The 23,124-nt window shown below is 52.6% G+C and carries 20 protein-coding genes; 2 read left to right on the top strand and 18 right to left on the bottom strand.

Annotation, left to right across the window (positions count from 1 at the left end; all coding sequences use genetic code 11):
• Positions 1–65: 65 nt before the first annotated feature.
• The 17 genes from wzxC to wza all read right to left on the bottom strand — a co-directional run bounded on the left by wzxC (position 66) and on the right by wza (position 18,718).
• Positions 66–1,544 carry a colanic acid undecaprenyl disphosphate flippase WzxC gene (gene wzxC / locus ACJHYR_RS17480; protein ID WP_000058479.1) on the bottom strand — a complete coding sequence of 493 codons (1,479 nt, stop codon included), beginning with the start codon at positions 1,542–1,544 and terminating at the stop codon, positions 66–68.
• Position 1,545: 1 nt separating this feature from the next.
• A complete protein-coding gene (wcaJ, locus tag ACJHYR_RS17475; protein WP_000183120.1) occupies positions 1,546–2,940 on the bottom strand; it encodes an undecaprenyl-phosphate glucose phosphotransferase in 1,395 nt (464 codons plus the stop codon).
• Between the two features lie 54 nt (positions 2,941–2,994).
• Positions 2,995–4,365 carry a colanic acid biosynthesis phosphomannomutase CpsG gene (gene cpsG, locus ACJHYR_RS17470; protein ID WP_001306405.1) on the bottom strand — a complete coding sequence of 457 codons (1,371 nt, stop codon included), beginning with the start codon at positions 4,363–4,365 and terminating at the stop codon, positions 2,995–2,997.
• A 192-nt stretch (positions 4,366–4,557) separates the two neighbouring features.
• The gene (cpsB, locus tag ACJHYR_RS17465) at positions 4,558–5,994 is read right to left on the bottom strand and encodes a mannose-1-phosphate guanyltransferase (protein ID WP_000079235.1); all 1,437 of its coding nucleotides are present in this window, start codon (positions 5,992–5,994) and stop codon (positions 4,558–4,560) included.
• 2 nt (positions 5,995–5,996) lie between these two features.
• The gene (gene wcaI / locus ACJHYR_RS17460; RefSeq protein WP_000699717.1) at positions 5,997–7,220 is read right to left on the bottom strand and encodes a colanic acid biosynthesis fucosyltransferase WcaI; all 1,224 of its coding nucleotides are present in this window, start codon (positions 7,218–7,220) and stop codon (positions 5,997–5,999) included.
• Positions 7,217–7,696 (bottom strand): GDP-mannose mannosyl hydrolase, encoded by a 480-nt coding sequence (gmm, locus tag ACJHYR_RS17455; RefSeq protein WP_001309580.1) that lies wholly within the window; start codon positions 7,694–7,696, stop codon positions 7,217–7,219. Before gmm ends, wcaI begins: the two co-directional genes overlap by 4 nt.
• A 2-nt stretch (positions 7,697–7,698) precedes the next feature.
• Complete coding sequence (gene fcl / locus ACJHYR_RS17450) at positions 7,699–8,664, bottom strand: GDP-L-fucose synthase (protein WP_001231337.1); 966 nt, start codon at positions 8,662–8,664, stop codon at positions 7,699–7,701.
• A gap of 2 nt (positions 8,665–8,666) precedes the next feature.
• Positions 8,667–9,788 (bottom strand): GDP-mannose 4,6-dehydratase, encoded by a 1,122-nt coding sequence (gene gmd, locus ACJHYR_RS17445; protein WP_000048190.1) that lies wholly within the window; start codon positions 9,786–9,788, stop codon positions 8,667–8,669.
• Between the two features lie 26 nt (positions 9,789–9,814).
• Complete coding sequence (gene wcaF / locus ACJHYR_RS17440) at positions 9,815–10,363, bottom strand: colanic acid biosynthesis acetyltransferase WcaF (RefSeq protein WP_001153593.1); 549 nt, start codon at positions 10,361–10,363, stop codon at positions 9,815–9,817.
• Positions 10,364–10,378: 15 nt separating this feature from the next.
• Complete coding sequence (wcaE, locus tag ACJHYR_RS17435) at positions 10,379–11,125, bottom strand: colanic acid biosynthesis glycosyltransferase WcaE (RefSeq protein WP_000927037.1); 747 nt, start codon at positions 11,123–11,125, stop codon at positions 10,379–10,381.
• A gap of 10 nt (positions 11,126–11,135) precedes the next feature.
• Positions 11,136–12,353: a colanic acid polymerase WcaD gene (gene wcaD / locus ACJHYR_RS17430; RefSeq protein ID WP_000107816.1), complete on the bottom strand. Its 1,218-nt coding sequence runs from the start codon at positions 12,351–12,353 to the stop codon at positions 11,136–11,138.
• Entirely contained in the window at positions 12,328–13,545 is a 1,218-nt protein-coding gene (wcaC, locus tag ACJHYR_RS17425; RefSeq protein ID WP_001023881.1) for a colanic acid biosynthesis glycosyltransferase WcaC, read from the bottom strand. The genes wcaD and wcaC overlap by 26 nt, the downstream gene beginning before the upstream one ends.
• The gene (wcaB, locus tag ACJHYR_RS17420) at positions 13,542–14,030 is read right to left on the bottom strand and encodes a colanic acid biosynthesis acetyltransferase WcaB (protein WP_000888751.1); all 489 of its coding nucleotides are present in this window, start codon (positions 14,028–14,030) and stop codon (positions 13,542–13,544) included. Before wcaB ends, wcaC begins: the two co-directional genes overlap by 4 nt.
• 2 nt (positions 14,031–14,032) lie before the next feature.
• Entirely contained in the window at positions 14,033–14,872 is an 840-nt protein-coding gene (gene wcaA, locus ACJHYR_RS17415; protein ID WP_001546890.1) for a colanic acid biosynthesis glycosyltransferase WcaA, read from the bottom strand.
• Between the two features lie 92 nt (positions 14,873–14,964).
• Complete coding sequence (gene wzc / locus ACJHYR_RS17410; protein WP_000137155.1) at positions 14,965–17,127, bottom strand: tyrosine-protein kinase Wzc; 2,163 nt, start codon at positions 17,125–17,127, stop codon at positions 14,965–14,967.
• A gap of 2 nt (positions 17,128–17,129) precedes the next feature.
• A complete protein-coding gene (wzb, locus tag ACJHYR_RS17405) occupies positions 17,130–17,573 on the bottom strand; it encodes a low molecular weight protein-tyrosine-phosphatase Wzb (RefSeq protein WP_000482918.1) in 444 nt (147 codons plus the stop codon).
• Positions 17,574–17,578: 5 nt separating this feature from the next.
• Positions 17,579–18,718, bottom strand: coding sequence for a polysaccharide export protein Wza (wza, locus tag ACJHYR_RS17400; RefSeq protein ID WP_000978094.1), 1,140 nt, complete (start codon positions 18,716–18,718; stop codon positions 17,579–17,581).
• A gap of 307 nt (positions 18,719–19,025) precedes the next feature.
• Between wza and ACJHYR_RS17395 the strand changes: the two genes are divergently transcribed.
• Together ACJHYR_RS17395 and ACJHYR_RS17390 are read left to right on the top strand one after the other, a co-directional pair.
• Complete coding sequence (locus ACJHYR_RS17395; protein ID WP_162829205.1) at positions 19,026–19,175, top strand: hypothetical protein; 150 nt, start codon at positions 19,026–19,028, stop codon at positions 19,173–19,175.
• 200 nt (positions 19,176–19,375) lie between these two features.
• Positions 19,376–20,959, top strand: a complete 1,584-nt coding sequence (locus ACJHYR_RS17390; protein WP_000454700.1) for a TerC family protein — start codon at positions 19,376–19,378, stop codon at positions 20,957–20,959.
• Between the two features lie 291 nt (positions 20,960–21,250).
• On the opposite strand, the gene asmA is transcribed toward ACJHYR_RS17390, so the two are convergent.
• Entirely contained in the window at positions 21,251–23,104 is a 1,854-nt protein-coding gene (gene asmA, locus ACJHYR_RS17385) for an outer membrane assembly protein AsmA (protein ID WP_001252333.1), read from the bottom strand.
• Positions 23,105–23,124: the final 20 nt, after the last annotated feature.

Below are 23,124 nucleotides of genomic sequence, written 5' to 3'. Positions count from 1 at the left end.
CCGTAGGACGGATAAGGCGTTTTACGCCGCATCCGGCAACCATTGCCGGAACCGAAAACAACAACTCACCCCGCCCGTAAAAGCATTTTCATTTTTTCGCTGCGACAAAACTGACGCTTCACTTCCACCACCAGCGGATGGCGCGACAGCACAATCATCACTACAAACGCCAGCACGCCTGCGGCTATTTGCACCGCCAGCAGCATCCCCAGCGCCAGTTGCCCTTTCAGCACAATGCCCAGCGCATAACTGACCACCAGCGTCGGCAGCGAGAGATAAAACGGCAGCCATAAACTCAGGATGTACTGGCGATAACTGGAACCGAGCACCGGTTTAATCATCACGAAATAGCTCAGAATGGTGTTGATAATCTGCACCAGCAGGAAGCCAAGCGTGACGCCGATTGCGCCCGCCATCTGCCCACCAATAACAATCGCCGGAATAAACAGAAAGGTTTTGAATACGTTGAATTTAAAGCTGATATCGACCCGCGCTTTCGCCATCAGCAGCGAACCAATCGGGTTCCCCACTGAGCGCAGCAGCCCCACCACACACAGCAATTGCAGCACCGGAATAATGCTGTTCCACTTCTCACCAAAGACCAGCGGTACAAAGTTATTTGACACCACCATCAGCCCGAGCAGCGCCGGAAAGTTGATAATCCCCACCACCGACAGCAGCTTGTAGAAGTTGACGCGCAGCTTTTCGGTGTCGTCCTGAATTTTGGCAAACGCCGGAAACAACACGCGGGTGATGATGGGGTTCAGTTTCATCGGCGGCACAACGGCCACGTTGTACGCCAGGTTGTACCCCCCTGCCACACTCGCGCCGAGAATACGCGCCAGCACCAGCGTTGAAAGGTTGGTGTTGAGATAGTTGATGATGCTGTCCGCCGTCAGCCAGGCACCAAAGCGTAAGTTCGGTGCCACCGACGCCAGCGAGAAATGCAGACCGGGGCGATAAATTTTGCGGCCAAAGTAGCCAAACAGCAGCGTTCTTACCGCACTATTGACCAGATAACCGAGGATCGCGGTCATCGCCAGCGGCCAGAAATGGGCGCTAACCACCGTAAAAGTGAAGCCCGCCAGCACCGCGCTGGTTTCGATCATGCCGATTTTGTTGAACTCCAGCTCCTTCTGCATCAACGCGCGGAACTGTTGCCCGTGGGGGATCACCACAAACGCCAGCGACAATGTTTTAATCAAGGGTGCCAGGTCCGGGTTATTCAGCATGTCACCAATGAGATCACTCAACAAAAACACCGCCACGCACACCACAAGCCCCAGCCCAACGTTCAGCCAGTACAGCGTGGTGAGTTCAAGGTGGCTGATTTCTTTTCGCTGAATAATGGAGTTAGCGATACCGAAGTCAGAAAGCGTATCTGCCAGCGCGATGATCACCAGCGACACAGTCAGCAGGCCGAACTGGTGGTTGTCGATAATCCGCGCCAGCACGGTCATCTGCACCAACCCGAGGCCGATGATGATCACCGTGGCAATCGCCGACCACTTCGCGCCGCTGATGGTTTTTTCACGTAAGCTCATATCAATATGCCGCTTTGTTAACGAAGCCCTTGAACACCGTCAGGAAAACGATTTTGATATCGAACCAGACGCTCCATTCGCGGATGTACTCAAGGTCGAACTCGACGCGTTTTTCCATTTTCTCCAGCGTGTCGGTTTCGCCGCGCCAGCCGTTAATCTGCGCCCAGCCGGTAATGCCCGGTTTCACCTTATGGCGCAGCATGTAGCCTTCAATGAGCTGGCGATACTGTTCGTTATGCGCCACCGCATGCGGACGCGGACCGACAATCGACATCCCCCCGGTCAGCACATTAATAAACTGCGGCAATTCATCCAGCGAGGTGCGGCGTAGAAAATTCCCCACTTTGGTGACGCGCGGATCGTTCTGCGTCGCCTGAGTCACCACTTTGTCGTTCTCCATCACTTTCATGGAACGGAACTTCCACACTTTGATCGGTTTGCCGTCCATGCCGTAGCGAGTCTGGCGGAAAATAACCGGCCCAGGTGAACTGAGTTTCACCGCCAGCGCAATGCAACACAGCACCGGGGAGATCAGCAGCAGGATAAGCGTCGCCAGCACAATGTCTTCCGCACGTTTGAGCAGGCGGTTAACCCCGGAAAGCGGTGTGTCGTAAAGCGGCACCACCGGTACGCCGTTCATCTCTTCGATACGGGAATGGAGAATGTTGAAGGTAAAGACATCGGGGATCAGCAGCACCGAACAGGTGGTGTCCGCCAGTTGATGGACCAGTTTTTTCACGCGCGCGCCGTCGCACATCTGCATCGCGATATAGACGTTATGAATCTTGCCCGCTTTTGCATCCTCTACCAGCTGTTGCAGATTGCCCGCCCAGTCGTTAGAAACGCCGCCCGGTTTTGGGTCGTGGTATACGCCCACCACTTCAAACCCTAACCACGGCTGATTACGGAAGCTCTCCATCAGCATTTGTCCGGCGGCTAAATCCCCCGCTACGGCGACCATACGCTTGTTATAGCCATGATTACGCAGCCAGCCCGCCCCAATGCGAATACATGAACGGCAAACCACCAGTCCGATGCTGGTCAGCCCATACCACGCCAGCCAGATTTTCAGTTGCGTGTCGAAATCATTGTTGAACGCCACCAGTCCGGCGCTGAAAATCACGCTTAAGGTCCAGTTTTGTAGCAGCAGGGCAAATTCTGTCGCTGCCCGAACACCTCGCCATGAGCGATAAAAATCGGTGATGCCACCCAGCATCTGGAACACCACCAGCGTAATCAGCGCCACCAACAGGTGCATGTAGAGGAATGACAGGCCGCTCACTTCGCAAACCAGCCATAGTCCGGCAAACATGATGGTGATATCTGAAAAGCGTTGCACCATAGAGATTAACGATGCATTGGTTTTCGCTCGCTCGCGCTTTTTTAGATTTGTCATCGTTGTTCCTGTTATTAGCCCCTTACCCGCAGTGGGGTAAGGGAAGATCCGACATTACTCGTTCAGCAACGCCAGCAGAGTTCGCGTTCGCGCTTCCATCAGCGGCACATCACCGCGCGATTCCACATTCAACCGCACCACCGGTTCGGTGTTGGAGGAGCGCAGATTAAAGCGCCAGTCGGCAAAGGTCATGCTGATGCCATCGGTGCGATCCACCGCCAGCGCCTCGCGGCTAAAATGCTGTTCGACGCGGTTAATCGCCTCAACGGGGTGCGCCAGTTTGCTGTTGATCTCACCGCTTGCCGGAAACGCTGCCATCCGGTCGCGCACCAGTTCGCCCAGCGTTTTTCCTTTCAGGCACACCAGTTCGGCGACCAGCAGCCACGGGATCATGCCGCTGTCGCAGTAAGCGAAATCGCGGAAGTAATGGTGAGCGCTCATTTCGCCACCATAGATGGCGTCTTCCTTGCGCATACGTTCTTTAATAAAGGCGTGTCCGGTTTTCGACATTACCGGCGTGCCGCCAGCAGCAGTCACCACATCAACGGTGTTCCAGGAGAGACGTGGATCGTGGATGATCTTCGCGCCAGGATTTTTTTCGAGGAACGCTTCTGCCAGCAGGCCGACAATGTAGTAGCCCTCGATAAACTGCCCTTTTTCGTCAAACAGGAAGCAGCGGTCAAAATCGCCATCAAAGGCAATGCCCATATCCGCGCCGTGTTTGATGACCTCATTGCGGGTGTCGTCGCGGCATTCCGGCAGCAGCGGGTTAGGAATACCGTTGGGGAAATTGCCGTCCGGCGTGTTGTGCACTTTGATCAATTCCACAGGTGCGCCGAGGGCTTTAAAGCGGGCTTCAATGGCGTCAACTACCGGACCCGCTGCGCCGTTCCCGGAGTTAATCACCAGCTTGAGCGGCGTGAGGTTTTTGACGTTGATATAACCGAACAGGTGATCAACGTAAGCATCACGCAGATTGATTTGCTGATAGCGACCGCGTTTGGTTTCATCGACAGGAGGGAAGTCATTGGCTTCTGCCAGACGCTGGACGTCGCGCAGTCCGGTATCGCCGCTGATCGGGCGAGCCCCTTCGCGTACCAGCTTCATGCCGTTGTAATCCATCGGATTATGGCTGGCAGTGACTTCGATGCCGCCATCCACGCCGAGATGGAACGTGGCGTAATAGATCTCTTCGGTGCCGGACATGCCAATATCCAGCACATCGACACCCGCATCCTGTAAACCTTTTGCCAGCGCCAGTTTTAAGATTTCGCTGGTGAGGCGGACATCACCGCCTAACACAATGGTTTTCGGTTTGAGAAATTCGCCATAGGCACGCCCAATACGCCAGGCAATATCTTCATTCAGTTCTTCGCCTAATTTCCCGCGAATATCATAGGCTTTAAAGCAGGTTAATTTTTTCATGTCGTTACCCTTTTTCAGGCAATAGTTGGCCCTGACCGAAACGGCCAATTTTGTTTTTGTCGTTATTTACATCGCGGTTTCGCATTCATTGCCTGATGCGACGCTGCCGCGTCTTATCAGGCCTACAAACCCGAACCGTAGGTCGGATAAGGCGTTCACGCCGCATCCGACAAACTGCGCCTGATGCGACGTTTACACCCGCCCGTAGCGATCCGCGAAGCGCACCACATCATCCTCCTCGAGATAAGAGCCGGAGCGCACTTCAATTAAATCGAGCGGAATTTTCCCCGGGTTTTCCAGGCAATGCGTCGCCCCCAGCGGAATATAAATGGACTCGTTTTCACCAAGCAGTTTGATATCACCATCAATGGTGACTTTTGCCGTTCCCGCGACCACTACCCAGTGTTCCGCGCGGTGATGGTGCATCTGTACCGACAAGCCCTCGCCCGGTTTCACGGTGATGCGTTTCACCTGGTAGCGGTCGCCCGCGTCGATAGAGTCATATTTGCCCCACGGACGATACACTTCGCGATGTACCCGATGCTCATGGCGACCATCGGCTTTGATCTGCTCGACCACTTTTTTCACATCCTGCACCGCGTTACGGTCAGCAATCAGCACCGCATCTTTGGTCTGCACCACTACCAGATCTTTCACCCCGACGGTGGTGACCAGGCCAGATTCGGCGTACACATAGCTGTTTTCAGTTTTGTGATTAATCACATCGCCGTGGCAAACGTTGCCCTCGGCGGTGTGGGCGCTAATCTCCCATAAAGAGGACCAGGAACCGACATCGCTCCAGCCCGCATCCATCGGCACCACAACGGCATCTGCCGTACGTTCCATGACCGCGTAATCCACCGACTCTTCCGGGCAGGCCAGAAACGCTTCTTCATTCACGCGAATAAAATCGAGATCCGGATCGACGGCGCTCATCGCTTTTTCACAGGCGTCGAGAATATCCGGGCGATATTTTTTCAGTTCTTCGAGATAGCGTCCGGCGCGGAACAGGAACATGCCGCTGTTCCAGTAATATTCGCCGCTTGCCACATAGGCCTGGGCGGTTTCCAGATTCGGTTTTTCGACAAACTGCGCCACTTCAAAGGCCACCGTATCCTGCTCGCCCGCAGATACTTCACCGCGACGAATATAGCCATAACCGGTTTCTGGTAGATCCGGCACAATGCCGAAGGTCACCAGCTTGCCCGCTTCGGCATATGGCATGGCATTACGCACGGCGGCACGGAACGCGTCTTCATCGGCAATCACATGATCCGCCGCCAATACCAGCATTAACGGGTCGCTCTCCGGGCTATGACGTGTTGCCGCCAGCGCCGCCAGCGCAATGGCAGGTGCCGTGTTTCGCCCTGCCGGTTCGAGAATAATGTTCTCGGTAAGTTTGTTCAGTTGACGCAGCTGTTCCGCGACAATAAAGCGGTGCTGCTCATTGCAAATCACCACCGGGCTTTCGCACTCCACGCCGTTCAGGCGGCAGATGGTGGTTTGCAGCATGGTGAGATCGCCTTTCAGGCATAAAAACTGCTTGGGGTAAAGTACGCGGGAAAGCGGCCATAAGCGGCTACCGGAGCCACCTGCCATCACAATTGGATAGAGTTTCGACTGCGCCATAATTATCCCCGAATATCATTTATAAATTGACGTAACACGTTCTCTTTATCGAGTGTGCGTTCGGCATATTCACGTGCCACTGTGTTGTGTTTGGGCAGCAGGAGCGCCTGACGGATCCCCGCCACCAGCGCCTCGACCGATTCCGGTTCTACGCAAACCGCAATGCCCGGAAAGGTTTCGCAAAGCTGCCCCAGTTCTGTGTGGGCCTCTGCGGTAATCACCGCGTTACCGCCTACCGCCAGAATATTGGTCAGTTTCGACGGCAATACGGCATCTGCCGCGCCGCGTTTTTGCACCACCAGATGGCAATCGCCCATCTTCAGCAGTGCGGGTAAAGCGTCATACGATTGCAGCGGGAAGAATTGCATGTTGCGCAGTCCACGCTGCTGCGCCATTTTTTCCAGCCGCGCTTTGCCGCCGCCCTGCCCGACAATGGCAAAAATCAGCGGTTCATCGCGCAGACGATCGGCAGCTTCAATAACGTTTTCCAGCCCCTGCTTTTCACCAATATTGCCGGAGTAAAGAATGATTTTTTTGTTATCCGGCAGGCCAAGCTGGTTACGAAGGGCATCAACATCGGCGTCTGCAACATGCCGAAAACGGGCAATTTCCGACCAGTTGGGGAAGAAGATGACGTTATCCGCCGCCACGCCTTTTTCGATGGCTTTATTCATCATCGAACGCGAAATCGTGGAGACGTTATCGACGTTATGCAGTCCGCTACGTTCGAACGCCGTTGCCAGCTGTGCCACTTTGCCGCCTTTGCCTTTTCCGGCAAGGCCCAGCCCCAGCATGGCGTCTACTTCGTAATCCTGAATATGCAGCACGGTACGCGCACCAGAGAGTTTCGCCAGCAGGCGCATTCCCGGCGTGCAAAACAGCGTTGGCACCACGCCGATAATGCGATCCGGCTTCCAGCGACGTTGCGCCATCAACGGGAAAAAACTGCTGACGGCAAAACTGCCGAGATGCAACAGGCGTTTCAGGGTGCTCGGCTGTTTTGGCACGTACAGCGGGCAGCGCCACACCGTGGCGGCCCCCTCTTCTCGTTTGTAGCGCCAGGCGGAATAGTTCTCACCCACCTGCCATTGCGGGTAGTAAGGCGGTGCGGTAATGACCCGCACCTCATGACCTTGTGCCGCCAGCCATTCCACCATCTCGCCGGTGTATTTGCCGATGCCGGTTAACTCCGGCGAGTAGTTAATGCCGTAGACCAGTATTTTCATAATCCGGGTACTCCGGCACGCTTCTCAGCGAGAAAATAGGCGCGGCTGTTAGCGTGAACATTGTCACTGGCGAGCAGTGCGTCCGGCGTCAGCCAGCGGTAATCGTCATGCTGCTCATCCGGCAGTAACAGCTCTTCTTCCACTACTCTGAAGCGAAAACCGAGCACCACATAGTGAGTGGTGAAATCCGTGCCGGAGAAGTTATCGTCATAAAAGTGCTGCCAGACACCGTAAAACTGGCCTGCTGTTATCGGCAGACGCAGCCCCAGTTCCGCCATCGTCAGCCGCTCAAATGCGGCTTCCAGCGTTTCGTCTTTCTGCACGCGCCCTCCCGGCACAAACCAGTAACCCTGCGCCGGGCGGTTGGTTCTTTTGCCAAGCAGAAACTCGCCGCGACTGTTCTCGACAATAAAGTCGAGAGAGACAAGCGGAGTGGAGCGCACTACCGTGGCAAAGTCTTCCTGACGTAAAAACATCATTACCCCCGAAAGCGGTCTTGATTCTCAAGGAACCACTGGTAAGTGCTGGCAAGCCCCGCTTCCAGTGAGATTTCGTGATACCAGCCAAGCTGATGCAGGCGCGTCACATCCAGCAGTTTGCGCGGCGTACCATCCGGTTTACTGGCATCAAAAACCACCCGACCTTTGTAACCCACCACTTTGGCGATGGTTTGCGCCAGCTCGCGGATAGTGCAGTCAACGCCCGTGCCGACGTTAATGTGTGACAGCATCGGCTGGGTGGTTTCCAGCCAGACTTCGTGCGCCAGCTCCATCACATGAATGCTCGCCGCCGCCATATCATCGACGTGCAGAAATTCACGCATCGGTGTACCGCTGCCCCACACCACCACGTCCGGCGCATTCTGTGCCGTCGCCTCGTGGAAGCGACGCAGCAATGCTGGGATCACATGCGAGTTACTCGGATGGAAGTTGTCGTGCGGCCCGTACAGGTTGGTCGGCATGACCGAGCGGTAATCGCGTCCGTACTGGCGGTTGTAAGATTCGCACAGTTTGATCCCGGCGATTTTGGCAATGGCATAAGGTTCGTTGGTCGGCTCCAGCGTGCCCTGCAACAACTCGCTTTCTGCCATCGGCTGTTTTGCCAGTTTCGGGTAGATGCAGGACGATCCGAGAAACAGCAGTTTGTTCACGTCGTTCTGATGCGCAGCGTGAATGATATTGCTCTCAATCATCATGTTCTGGTAGATGAAATCCGCCGGATAGGTGTTGTTGGCAACAATGCCGCCCACTTTCGCCGCCGCCAGATAGACCTGGTCAATACGTTCGCTGGCAAAGAAATCATGCACGGCGCGGCTGTCCAGCAGGTTCAGCTCGTCGCGGGTGCGTAATACCAGTTCCACATCACCGCGCTGTTCGAGCTGACGCCTGATGGCGGAACCAACCATCCCACGATGGCCAGCGATAAAGATTCGTTGTTTACGCATGTTTATGACTCCAGCGCGATCGCCACGTCGTAGCCGTGAGATTTCAGCAGAGAGTGTTTTTTCGCCGCTTCGAGGTCATTAGCCACCATTTCAGACACCATCTCTCTGAGGGTGATTTCCGGTTTCCAGCCCAGTTTTTCGTGCGCTTTGGTCGGGTCGCCGAGCAGCGTTTCAACTTCTGCCGGGCGGAAGTAACGCGGGTCAACGGCGATAATCACATCGCCCGGTTTAACGCCCGGCGCATCATGCCCGGTGACGGAAACCACAATGCCCTTCTCTTCAACGCCCGTGCCTTCAAAGCGCAGTTTGATACCCAACTGTGCCGCCGCCATTTCTACGAACTGACGCACGGAGTACTGAACGCCGGTAGCAATTACGAAATCTTCCGGCTGTTCCTGTTGCAGCATCATCCACTGCATTTTTACGTAGTCTTTGGCATGGCCCCAGTCACGCAGGGAATCCATATTGCCGAGGTACAGGCACGACTCCAGCCCCTGGGCGATGTTGGCGATTGCGCGGGTGATTTTGCGGGTAACGAAGGTTTCGCCGCGGCGCGGGGATTCATGGTTGAAGAGAATACCGTTACAGGCATACATGCCGTAGGATTCGCGGTAGTTAACGGTGATCCAGTAGGCATACAGTTTGGCGACCGCATACGGAGAGCGTGGATAGAACGGCGTGGTCTCTTTCTGCGGAATTTCCTGCACCAGACCATACAGTTCAGAGGTGGAAGCCTGATAAAAACGGGTTTTCTTTTCCAGACCGAGGAAGCGGATCGCCTCGAGCAGGCGCAGCGTACCCATCGCATCGACGTCTGCGGTATATTCCGGTGACTCAAAAGAAACCGCAACGTGGCTCATTGCCCCCAGGTTGTACACTTCATCCGGCTGTACTTCACGCAAAATGCGCGTCAGGTTGGAGGTATCACTCAGGTCGCCATAATGCAGATGGAATTTCGGGTTGCAGGTGTGCGGATCCTGATAAATGTGATCCACGCGCTCGGTGTTGAATGACGATGCGCGACGCTTAATACCATGCACCTCGTAACCTTTTTCCAGCAGAAACTCTGCCAGGTAAGAACCGTCTTGTCCGGTTACACCGGTGATGAGAGCGACTTTTGACATGTCTTATTCCTCTGTATTTTTTGAATTTATTCAGTTTCAACGCGTTCGCGTATCACCACTGCGGGATTCCCCCGGCAAACCACATTTGCCGGAAGCGATTTAAAAACACTGCTTCGCGCACCCACGACGGTGCCGTTGCCGATCGTGACGCCTGGGGCAACAAAAACATCGGTTGCCAGCCAGCATTTCTCGCCAATCACAATAGGCGTGGCGTTAATGGTGAAATGTTGACTTGCATGGTCGTGGCTCCCGGTGCATAAATAACTTTTCTGCGATATCACCGAATGTGCGCCAATGGTTATTTCACCGAGGGTATATAAATTGACCTCATCGCCGACCCACGCGTAATCACCTAAGGTTAATTTCCACGGATAGGTAATTTTTACTGACGGACGAATAACTACGTTTTTTCCTATTTTTGCGCCGAATAAACGTAATAAAAAAGCCCGCCAGCGATACAATACTTGTGGCGACCAGGCAAATATTGTTGCCTGTACCGCCCACCACAATTGCACTTTAATAGCATTGCTGCCCCGGAACCCTTTCGGTACCGAGAAACCGCTTAAATCTTGCATCGTTTTCCCTTATATTCAGCTTTTGTTATATAAGGCTTTCGTCTTTGAGGTAGTACGCTGGCGTAAATGCCAGGATAATTCTGCCCAGAAGCCAGGCACATGTAATATTTGCCGTTGGACTTTTTTGGCGTCAGCACACAATTCCATATTATTGGTGGTTGATACCCCACCCATAGAAAATTCAGACACCAGGCCATTGAGTTTTTTAAATGCATAACCGGCTCTATACATTTTGGCCGCCAGCGCGTAATCGGAAGAAACTTTATATTCCAGGTCATAACGCCATTTCTTCAAGCCGGATACCGGGAAAAATATCGCCTGATGACTGGCGGGTAGGCTGTGATAAATATACCAGCCCGGTTTGGCGCTACGTTTAATTTTATGCCCGTCGCCAAAATCCAGCAGCGCATCGCCGGTGATCATCACGTTATCTTTTTGCACTTTTAACTTACGGATAAAATTTGCGGCATCCTGATGAAAAATATCGCCCGAGTTGAGAAACAGCGCGAACTTGCCTTGTGCCATCGCAATGCCCTTGTTCATGGCGTCGTAGATACCGTTATCTGGTTCGCTGACAAAGCGTAGGTTATAGATACCATTGAGATTTTCCAGGTACTCACGGGTGCCGTCATTGGAACCGCCATCGACAACAATCCATTCGAAGCTGATATCGTCCGCCTGCGCCAGATGCGCCAGCGAGGCATGTGTTTTGACTATCCCTTCGAGGTTACGAAACGCGACAGTGATTATGCTAAGCAACATGTTCTTATTCTTACCTCGTAATATTTAACGCTTTTCGCAAAATAAACGGACAGACGATTAAAAATGCATATTCCGGGCTAAATATCGAACCGGTAAAAAACAGCGATACCGGAGTGAAAAGATATAATTGCACGCGAAAATTGCGATTATCACCAAAAGCGTTGATCATCATTTTTATCACTTTCCCCATGTACCACAGCGATAAAAACACCGCGAACCAGGAAAAATAAATAATCAGCAGATACAAACCATTGTCTATGGTTTTTCCGACATCCGCACCGTTAAATATTCCGAATGATGCGACATATTCATAAAGTGAGCCAAATCTGACTACACCGTCAATATGGGTCAAAGAATAACCGACCATCACCAGCGGACCGACAATACGATAATACGATGACGATCCTTCCGTACCTAAATCGCCCAGACGGGTGGAAATATAAGGAAATGCAATTACCACACCAACCAGGAATACAGCCAGAGAAATCAATGCTAACGGTAACTTTTTCTTAATCGCCTCTTTATTCAGATATTGAAATGCCCACTCCAGCAAATAAAACAGGATAAAGGTCATAACCCCTGAAAACGATCCGGATAATATTATCCCTGCGAGAATCATAGCATCGGTTTTAGGGGTTTTGATACCAAACTGTTTGATGCTGAGCCAAATTGAGATTAATGCCAGAGCGAAAAATGCCGGTTCGAAATAAAGTGCTGTCGTGCGCTTGCCGCCGAATTTGATGAAATTCAGCACATAGCTGTTGCTGTAAATCAGATATTTCGAAATCGACTCCATAATACTGCTGCCACCGGTGAGGATAATTTGCGCCATCTCCACCGCCGCCAGCGCCACCACCAACCCGACCACCAGATAAAAAAAGCGTAATATCTTGCGGTGGTTGTGGGGCGAAATCGTTTTAAAGCGAATACTCCACACCATGCCAATAATGATCACAATATAGACAAACAGCATGGTTGAAGTGACGTATTTACTGGCATCCAACGACTGACCAAACAGGTAGTTAAACGCCGTGAGTCCCGCGCCAATCCCTAAGGCAATCATCAATTTTTTAACGCTGATGCGTTCTAAAAACAGCAGTAACAAGACAGGTAAAAAAGTGACGATGGTGATGGGGAAACTTTCGCCAAGCTGGGCGATTTTGACGTTAACCAACAGGTAAATCAGCGGCAGCAGCAGGTAGCTACAGATTCTGATAGAAGTTGACATACTCCTCCAGCATCTGTTGTCCACTGTAGGCGGCGCGGCTGCGTTGGCTGAACTCAGCCAGCGTGGTACTAAATATCGCCTGCGCGATTTCCGGTTTGCTTAACTGCACCAGTTGCAGCACGTCTTCTTCGCTGACGGTTTTACCGCCGGATTTTTGCAACACTTCCCGCGCCGCGTCGCTATGGGTGGCAATCACCGGCACGCCAATCGATAGCGCCTCACACAAAATCAGCGGGTAGTTATCGACGCGAGAACTGAATACCAGCGCATCCATCTGATTGAGCGCGCTCATCAACTTGCGCTTGTCAGTTTCAAAGCCGTGATTAACCACGTTGCCAGCGGTGAACGGCGAGAACTTACCAAAGGTATGCAGTTCGATTTTGTCGCCCAGCGCCATCATCTCGCGTACCAGTTGCTGGTTAGTTTTGCCGTCGTAACGCAGATCATGCGCCACCACCGCGATTTTCGGCTTGCCCTGGGTTTCGCGCACCGGAGGCAAGTCCGCCAGAATCGCTTCGGTTGCCATATCAATGCCATTATTGATAATCCGGCAACGCCCTGGACCGTACAGACTATTGAAAGCATCAGCCACATGCTGGCTGGGGGAAATAAACTGACAGCCCAGCGCCAGCATCTCACGGAATAACTGGCGTTTGCCCGCCACCAGCTGGTGTGCGCGATCAATCTTCACCGGCGGATAATTATTTAAGGTCGGGCATTTCTGGCAGCCCTTTTTCCAGCCTTCACAACCGTCGGTAAAGGCGCAGCGTCCGGTAACGCTCCAGTGATCGTGTAACGTCCAGACCAAAGTGATATCCGGTTTGTGGTTTTTCACTTTTTCGCAAAAGCGCACCACGCTCTTAAGATTCAACCAGTAGCTGTGCAGCACATGAAAATGCAGGACCACCGGACCCGGTGTGCGAGTAATGGTGCGATATAACTCATTGAAATTGCCGAACAGATCGCGATTAAACAGACGAAACAGGGCAATGTTCGCCATCGCGGTCATCCGCGGCGTATGTTTGATGACCTGCGGATAGTTCTGATGGCTGACGCTCTCTTTGCCGCCTTTGCCGTAGCCGTAGACAAAATGTGACGCCAGCCCCTGTTGCAGCGCACGCTGGTGGAGATCTAACGCCACACCTGCCGCCCCGCCTTCCGCCAGTCGCACATTAAATTGCAGAATATTCATTTAATTACCTTCACTCGCGCTTTTTCTCCCACCACCAGCGCGTTGTCCGGGACAGAGTCGAGCACCACGCTGCCCGCGCCCACGGTGACGTTGTTACCAAGCGTGATATCACCAAGAATAATGACGTTGGCACCGAGTTCGACGCCGTTGCCAATGTGTGGACATGCCATGTTATCGGCACCACGATTGCCGATAGTGACGCCGTGGCGAATGGTGAAATCATCCCCCGCTACCACGTTTTTATTGATCACTACGGCGTAACCGTGATGGATAGTGAAACGGCGACCAATGGTTGCGGAGGCCTGGATTTCATAACCGAAAAAGCCTTCGGTGATAATGCGATACAGCACCAGCAGCGGAGCCGCCCACAGATTGTTGAGAACGTTCTTTTTGCGCCACACTGAACAAAAATGGGCGACGCGATAGGCAAGCACCATGCAGCACGGGCGTAAACTCCAGCTGTTGGCGCGCAGATCTTCCAGCATCCTTAACGCCCCCGTATTCCTTCAGCCAGACGTTTGCCGTTACGCACCGATAGCAGCGTCAACAAGGTGCGCCAGGTCATGCGTTTATTGCGGATCTGGTAGAGGGTAAACAGCTGATATTTTTTGCTGGCGCGGTCAAATTTGTCTTTGTGCTTGCGGTAAAAGTGGAAGTATCCGGAGAATTTTTTCGGTGACGAGGTGATCTGCATTTCGCCGTGATTGATATGCAGGATCTGCGTCGCCTCTTCCACTTTCCACGGTTCGCCATACTCCACCACCATCCGCAGGAAGATGTCGTAATCCTGTGCCGCTTTCAGTTCGGTATCAAACAAACACTCTTTGAAACGCCACGCCCAGGTAAAGACCTGATTGCCAATGATATTCCGTTTATAGAACAGGCGGCGTGAATACGGCGATTTGGGATACAGTGGCAAACTTGCTGGTTGGGAATAGACTTCGCCCTGGCAAACGTAGTCGTTAGCGTACAAAAAGGCGTGTGTGACCAGTTGCTGTTTATGGGCGAGGAAGACGCTCAGGCGGTTGGGCGTCCATTCATCATCATCATCGATCCCGGTGATGTATTCCCCTTGCGCCAGCATAATCGCCTGGTTACGTACCGCGCACGCCCCGCTGTTTATGTCGTTGTGAATGTAAGTAATACGCGGATCGTTGAGGGCGGTGACGTACTGTTGCAGCTGTTCCCAGGAGGTGGAGCAATCATCCACGATGATCATCTCCCAGTTGTTGTAGTCCTGGCGCAGGACCGATTTTATCGCCCGAATCGCCAGTTGTTGGCGATTCCAGGTCGGCATATAGATTGAGATCAGCGGATTGTCTTTCATAGGTTGTTCTCCCGACTTATGAGCTGGTTTGCTTGCCGGATGCGGCGTGAACGCCTTATCCGGCCTACGGGGCGGTGCGAATGCAGGCGTCGTTATTTCGCATCCGACTTATATTCGTATTCGTAATAGCCATAATCCTGATACGCGCTGGCGCGGCGGAAGATGGAGTTCAGAATCACCCCTTTCACCGGAATACCGTTTTGCTCAAAGCGGCTCAGACTGGTTTCCACTTCTTTCAATGTGTTGACCGCATAACGCGCCACCATTAACGTGGTTCCGACATGACGACCAACAATTGCCGCATCGGTCACTGCCAGAATCGGCGGCGTATCAATCAACACCAGGTCGTAGTTTTTACTCGCCCAGTTCACCAGTTCGGCAAAGCGTTCGCTCATCAACAGTTCAGAAGGATTTGGCGGTACCTGACCGCGCGGGATCAGGTCAAATTTGGCAATAGAGGTCGGTTTAGCAGCGGTAGTAATATCGCCCTGACCAATCAGAATTTCCGACAGGCCATTGACGTTATTGGTGCCCAACAGCTCGTGGGTATAACCTTTGCGCATATCGCAGTCGATCAACAACACGCGTTTATTGGTCTGACTGATCACCGCCGCCAGGTTGGCGCAGACAAAGGTTTTACCGATTGACGGGCTAACCCCGGTCATCATCAACACATTGTTCTGCGCCTGCATCATCGCGAAGTGCAAACTGGTACGCAGACTGCGGATGGCTTCAATCGCCAGATCGGTTGGATTCCCCACCGCCAGTAGCTGGCTCTGTTTATAGCGTTTAATCCCTTTGATGGTTTTGACGCTATCGCGCGCTTTCTGCCATTCCGACAACGGGATGCTGGCATAGACGCTGATACCGTGTTCTTCCAGCACCTGCGGGCTTTCGATGCCGCGATTAAACAACGAGCGCAGCAGCACACCCACGATAGAGAGCATCAGGCCGAGGATAATCGCGCCGAGGATAATCAGCCCTTTCTTGGGTTTCAGCACGCCAGGCTGGGTGATTGCCGGGTCAACAATGCGCACATCGCCGACGGTGCTGGCTTCGGTGATTTTCAGCTCCTGCTCTTTATTCAGCAGTTGCATATAGACCTGCTGCCCAGACTCGACATCGCGGGTCAGACGGACAATTTCCTGCTGGGTTTTCGGCATCGCCGTTACGCGACCATTAAGTTTGGCTTTTTCGTCTTCCAGCGCCTGCCGTTTCTCCAGCAGCGTGCGGTACGCCGGATGAACTTTGGTGTACAGCTTGGAGATTTCCGCCTCTTTAAAGGTCAGTTCGTTCAACTGCGCGTCGATGTTCACCATCGAATCGAGCACCGCTTTTGCTTCCAGCGGCAGATCAACAGAATCTTTATCCTGACGGAAGGCATTCAGTTTGTTTTCGGCAACATCAAGGCGGCTACGTACTTCCGGTAACTGTTGCGCGAGGAAGGCGAGGCTTTTCGACGCTTCCGCCGATTTGCGCTCAATATTTTGCTCCTGATAGTTACGGGCGATACTGTTAAGAATGTCGCGGATCTGTTCGCGATCTTCACCGGTATAAGTCAAGCTCAGTACGCCTGCGTCTTTGCCGTTCTCCGTTACCGTCAGGCTGTTTTGCAGTTGGTTGATCATCCCCAGCGTGGAGTATTTGGTGACGGTAAACTCACTCCCCGGGCTGGCGTGAATAGCTTCAACCATCAGCGTGACGCCTTCTTTTTTCAGCATCTGGCCCGCTTGCCCACGGGCGCTAAAGCCGCCATCACTGCTCAGGGTGTAGTTTTTGTCATCAAGCACATTAAGCGTAAACACTTGATCCGCCATCTCTTTCGGGCGGTTAAAGGTGGTCACTTTCACCGTCTCGTTCTGGCGTCCCATCAAACGATCCCAGCCCGCACCGAAAATCGGGAACGTGTTTTTGCTCACCGCAATATCGAGGTCGAGATCGTCCACCGTTTTACCAAGCACCAGACGCGAACGAATCAACTGGATCTCAGCGTCCGATGCTGGCGGTTTGTTGGCTAATGCCGAACCAATGTCCTGCACTAACGAATTGCCGCTGCTTTGCTCGATTTGTACCAGTGCGTCGGCGCTGTATATCGGCGTGGCGAAGAAGGTGTAAACCACGGCACAGAGGGCGAATACGGCGGTAATGCCAATTACCCACCAGCGCGCTTCAATGACGGTGCCGACCAGGCGACCAATATCGATTTCATCACTGCCCGTTACCGGAGCGGCATGTTGTTTTACTTTTTCTGTCATTCTTATACCTGCTCTGCGTTCAATGCCTGCGCCCACTGGCGGGCAGACCGTTCAAGTAATGTGTACACCGCTGCAAACGTTTCCCGGCTTTTGCGATACGGATCGGGGATTTCACATTCGTTATCCCAGTGACCAAACAGCATCACTTTGCCGCGCATCTCAGGTGCCATCTCGCATAAGCGTTCGATATGGCGCTTTTCCATGGTCAAAATCAGGTCGTAGTTGCGACACAGGCTGCGGCTGATTTGCCGTGCACAGTGACCTTCCAGAGACAGTTGATGTTCTGCGGCGACGCTGATAGCGGTAGGATCAGCGCCCTTACCGACCAGCGCGCCGAGTCCAGCGGACTCCACTTTCAGCTCCGGGTGATAACGTTGCAGTAAGCGTTCCGCCGTCGGGGAACGGCAAATATTGCCGACACAGACAACTAAGATGTTGTTAAACATGACGATTACCAGTTATGAATGTCGCTGGCTGTATCCGTCATGTAACGGACACCGCTAATAGTTGGCAGCAACTGATTGATCAGACGGTTCCAGCGGGAAACCGGGGCGGTGGTGACATACACCACGTCATAAGGTTGCAGGCGGAATTCTGTCGCCATCACCAGCGACGTGGCATCGGACATATCCAGCTGGTAGATATTGGCAATCTTGCCGTTACGCCCGCCCTCGCCTTTCAGCGGACGAATGACAAAGATGCCGCTGGCGTTGGAGGTGGTCATGTCGATGCCTTCAGCATTGCCCAGGGCTTCAGTCAGGGTCATGCCGCTAAAGTCCATTTTCAGGGTGCTCTGTTTTTTAACTTCACCCATCACAAATACTTTCAGATCATCATTACGCGGCACGTAGAGAATATCGCCAGGATAAAGCAGTCGGTTCTGATTGAGGTCGCCGTTTTGCATCAGCGCCTGCAAAGAAATGCGTTCTTCACGACCATTGTGTGTTAGCACCACGTTGCGCCAGTCAGCGGTGTCGGTCAGGCCACCTGCGGCGTTGATGGCATCGAGAATGGTCAGTGGTACGTTGGTGATCGCCTGTTGACCGGATTTATTCACCTGACCTGAGATATACGCTTTTTGCGAGCGGAAGGCGGCGATATTAACGTCCACCTGCGGGTCAGCGATGTACGTCGCTAAGCGCCCGGTAATATCACTGCGGATTTCAGCGAGCGTTTTCCCCACCACGTGAACTTTGCCGATATACGGGTAGAACATGGTGCCGTCAGGCTGTACCCAGTTGCCGGTGTCGCTGGAGCTGCGGTACTGACCGGCTGGCGTGGTGAGTTCCGGGTGATCCCAGACAGTGACATTAAGAACGTCGCCCGGCCCGACGCGATACTGGTAATTCGCGATCTCACTTTCCAGCGTCATATTGGGGCGCGCTACGTTGGGTCGTGGACGTAATTGGTCAATCAGGCGCGGGGTCAACGGATAAACATTCACCATTTTGTCGAGATCGAAATCAGCGTCCTGCTGTTTGATGACGTCTTTACCCATCGTCGACATATTGCTGCCCGGAAGTACTGTGCAACCGCTTATCAAGGTTACTGACACCAATAATGGCATCAATTTCATTTTGGATTTCATCATTGTTTATTTATCACTTTGGCAGAGTAATTATCCTGTGCACTATTAATAGCAATGTCGCCATGCACATTTACCTTGCAGTTAATTGAATAAAAATTTAACTGGCATCAGTCCTAAAAAAATTGATTTCATCCGCAGGCTATTGACAGAATAATTCAGACTGGTCTTTCAGGCATCCAGACACGCTACCGCCCCTGGCTTTTAGCTACCAATACACTGATTTAGTTTAATTTTTCACACCCTCTCAGCATGCAGTCGTTGATGAGAAAGGGTTATTACGGAGATTAACTTCCGAATATAAGGTGACATTATGGTAATTGAATATTGGCTCTCCAATAATGCAGGAGGAAGTGTTACAGCTAACGGAATAGCAGGCAAGGTAACAATTCGGCAATTGGCTATTTTTAAGAATTATATTAAGTGTCATTCAATATGGTTTTTAGGAGTTTCTTTAGGTTGACAGTATTTAATATAGTGTCTCCACATGCGATATTTCTTAAATAATGTTTTATTATTACCACTTTTAATTCAGGGATAATGTGAGGTTATTACCCTCAAATAATATGAGATAAATAGTGCTGCAACATTGCATTTTTGCCCCGATTTATCCATGATCGAATTGTGACATTTGTCATACAACGAATAGGTTTTGTACTTACTATGGAATGGATTGCCGATCCGTCTATCTGGGCTGGGTTAATCACGCTGATTGTGATCGAACTGGTCCTCGGCATTGATAACCTGGTCTTTATTGCCATCCTCGCCGAAAAACTACCGCCGAAGCAGCGCGACCGCGCACGGGTTACCGGGCTGCTGCTGGCGATGTTAATGCGCCTGTTACTGCTGGCGTCTATCTCCTGGCTGGTCACCCTGACTCAACCGCTGTTCAGCTTCCGCTCGTTTACCTTTAGCGCCCGCGACTTAATCATGCTGTTTGGTGGTTTCTTCCTGCTGTTCAAAGCCACGATGGAGCTGAACGAACGGCTGGAGGGGAAAGACAGCAATAACCCCACGCAACGCAAAGGTGCGAAGTTCTGGGGGGTGGTGACACAAATTGTGGTACTGGACGCCATCTTCTCACTCGACTCGGTGATTACCGCCGTCGGGATGGTCGACCATTTACTGGTCATGATGGCCGCCGTTGTTATCGCTATCAGCCTGATGTTGATGGCCAGCAAGCCGTTAACGCAATTTGTTAACAGTCACCCGACGATCGTTATTCTCTGCTTAAGCTTCCTGTTGATGATTGGCTTTAGCCTGGTGGCAGAAGGTTTCGGCTTCGTCATTCCGAAAGGCTACCTGTACGCTGCTATTGGTTTCTCGGTGATGATCGAGGCGCTCAATCAGTTGGCTATCTTTAACCGGCGACGTTTTCTTTCCGCTAACCAGACGCTGCGCCAGCGGACTACCGAAGCGGTAATGCGCCTGCTTAGCGGGCAAAAAGAAGATGCGGAACTGGACGCCGAAACCGCGTCCATGCTGGTGGATCATGGTAACCAGCAGATCTTTAATCCGCAGGAACGGCGGATGATTGAGCGGGTACTTAATCTTAACCAGCGTACTGTCAGCAGCATTATGACGTCGCGCCACGATATTGAGCATATCGATCTCAACGCGCCGGAAGACGAGATCCGCCAGTTGCTGGAGCGAAATCAGCATACGCGGCTGGTGGTTACCGACGGTGATGACGCAGAAGATTTGCTCGGTGTTGTTCACGTTATCGACCTGCTACAACAGTCACTGCGCGGCGAACCGCTCAACCTGCGGGTGTTGATTCGCCAGCCGCTGGTGTTCCCGGAAACCTTGCCGTTGTTACCTGCCCTGGAGCAGTTCCGTAATGCCCGCACACACTTTGCTTTTGTGGTGGATGAGTTTGGCTCGGTGGAAGGGATTGTGACATTAAGTGACGTCACGGAAACTATTGCCGGTAACTTGCCGAACGAAGTGGAAGAGATCGACGCCCGCCATGATATTCAGAAAAACGCCGACGGTTCCTGGACGGCGAATGGTCATATGCCACTGGAAGATCTGGTGCAATATGTACCGCTACCGCTGGATGAGAAACGCGAATATCACACCATTGCCGGGCTGCTGATGGAATATTTGCAGCGTATTCCAAAACCTGGCGAAGAAGTTCAGGTAGGGGATTACTTGCTCAAAACGTTGCAGGTGGAAAGCCATCGCGTGCAGAAGGTGCAGATTATTCCGCTGCATAAGGATGGCGAGATGGAGTACGAGGTGTGATGGTATCGGCCATTTTACCCAATGCTGCGTAACGCCTTATAACTTCAGCAATGAAGCGTTGTCTGTGGTACATGGACATCACAGCGGGGGTGTGGGTCCGGGTTGCCAGGGTGGTGGAGATTGAGCCACCCTGGCACGTTCACCGGCTTGAGCGTTCCATAGTAGCGAGGAAATCAAGTGAACGGAACAGCCTTCGATCTTACATATTCAGAATATAATGGTGCCGCCACGAACGCCTGATGCGACGCTTTACGCGTCTTATCAGGCCTACAGGACAGGTCACCTGGTAAACTACATCTTCTCCAGCAACTTCTTCACATCTTTGCCATTGCGGGAATCTTTATTCCGCTCGGCCCAGTCATTCAGGCGACGTTTCGCTTCGTCCTGTAGATGTTTGCGCAGCAGCTGGTCCACTTGCAGGCTGTAATTGAGTTGCTGCCAGTTGCCATAAACCCGCAGCGGTACTGGCGTTTCTTTGAGGAAATCAATCAGTTTGCTTTCTCCGTTCCATCCACCCACGACCCGAATATCAAACTGGGTGTCGCAGGTTTGCTCCGCCAGATTCAACGTACCAGCCCCGGAAAGCGCCAGCACAGGCGATTGACCTTGCATGTCGTTTAACGTCACGACGCCATCCTTCAACGTCAAATAGGTGGTAAAGCGGTCAAGACGCGTCACGTTATCGAAGTTTTCAGCGGCCTTCACATCACCACCATTACGTTCTACCGCTTGCTGAATCATCTGCTGGAAGTTCATCCCTTCCATGCGTGTGTCGGTCATTTCGACATGTGCCTGTCCTTGCCAGTTGTGGCGGAATGCGTCGGCATCTATGTCAGCACCGGAGAAATCACCAGCCAGTGACATCTTTCCGGTCAACGAAATCGGATAGTTAAACGCCTTCAGAATGGTGCCTATCTCAACGTTTTCCAGCCGTGGCTGGAAGTTTATCCGCGGATTTATTGATGTCGCGTCCAGCGTGCCCGGCAGTGAAACCTGTCCACCGTTAAGCTTGCCCTGCAGTTGAGTAATTTCCAGCAAACCCGACTTGTTGGTCATTTGCGTGGCAACATCTGTAAAATTCATTCCGCGCCAGCGCACGTTACTGGCCTGCAACAAAATATCAGCCGTAAAGCCTTGCAGTCCCTGATAGGCCGGTTCATCAATACGCGAAGAAATGACCGGGCGCGGCAACGTTGATTGGCTCTGCCCCTGCTGCGCGGCACCGTTTTCACCGTTCGCTGTTTCATTAAGCGGGATGAGGTTGTCAAGATTCAGTTGCGGGAATTGCAGTCTCAGCTGCCATTCCGGTTTCTCTGTCAGTGTGACCTGTGCTTGCCCGCTCAGCGTACTGTCATTGGCGGTCAAGCTGATTTGGTTAAATGAAAGGCGTTTATGTGACTCCTGCCACTGGGCCTGGAAACTCCCCTGCCCCTGAATACCTTGTTTTGGTAAATCTGCACCCTGCAACTGCCAGTTAATTTGTTCAATAGCCGCCGTTAAATCATGCGGATAATCAGAAGCATCTACCGTACCGTTAAGGGATATCGTGAGATCGCGCTGATCGCGATTAACCCGCCCGGAGAACTCAAATGAGCCACGATGTTGGGGATCTTGTTCCATTTGCAGACGGATATTGCGGATTGTCACCTGCTCGTCATCTTCATGCTGGAACACCAGCACGCTGTCCGCCACCTTAAGACTGGATATATCAAACGACCATCCGCGATCGTCTGACAGATCCGGCAAGGTATTGTCGCGCGGTGCAACCGGAGCGTCTTCACTGCGCACCGCTTCCGTCTGCGGCGTCAGTTGGATCACTGCCCCTTTTAGCATCACCTGCTTAACGCTCAGTTGATGACTCAGTAGTGGTAAAAGCGCCACGTCCAGACGCATGTTGTCGGCGCGAACCAGTGGCTGGCTCGCGCCCTGGGCGGTGAGAGACATTCGCCCGGAGAGGATACTAAGCTGCGGCCAGACGTGCCAACGCAGTGGCCCGTCGAGCTGCAATTGATAACCGCTACGTGCAGCAACTTGCTTGACCATATAGTCGCGGAAATCATTCGGATTCACCAGCAACACTAACGCAGATAACCCGGCCACCAGCACGACCAGGAGTATCATCAGCGTCGTCAGAAATCGTCTCATGGTATCCTCAATGGGCCTGA

It is taken from the genome of Escherichia sp. WS1450, assembly GCF_046487395.1.
Lineage (GTDB): Bacteria > Pseudomonadota > Gammaproteobacteria > Enterobacterales > Enterobacteriaceae > Escherichia > Escherichia coli.
Note: the sequence above shows the minus strand (reverse complement) of the source record. Positions and strands in the feature narration are given on the sequence as shown.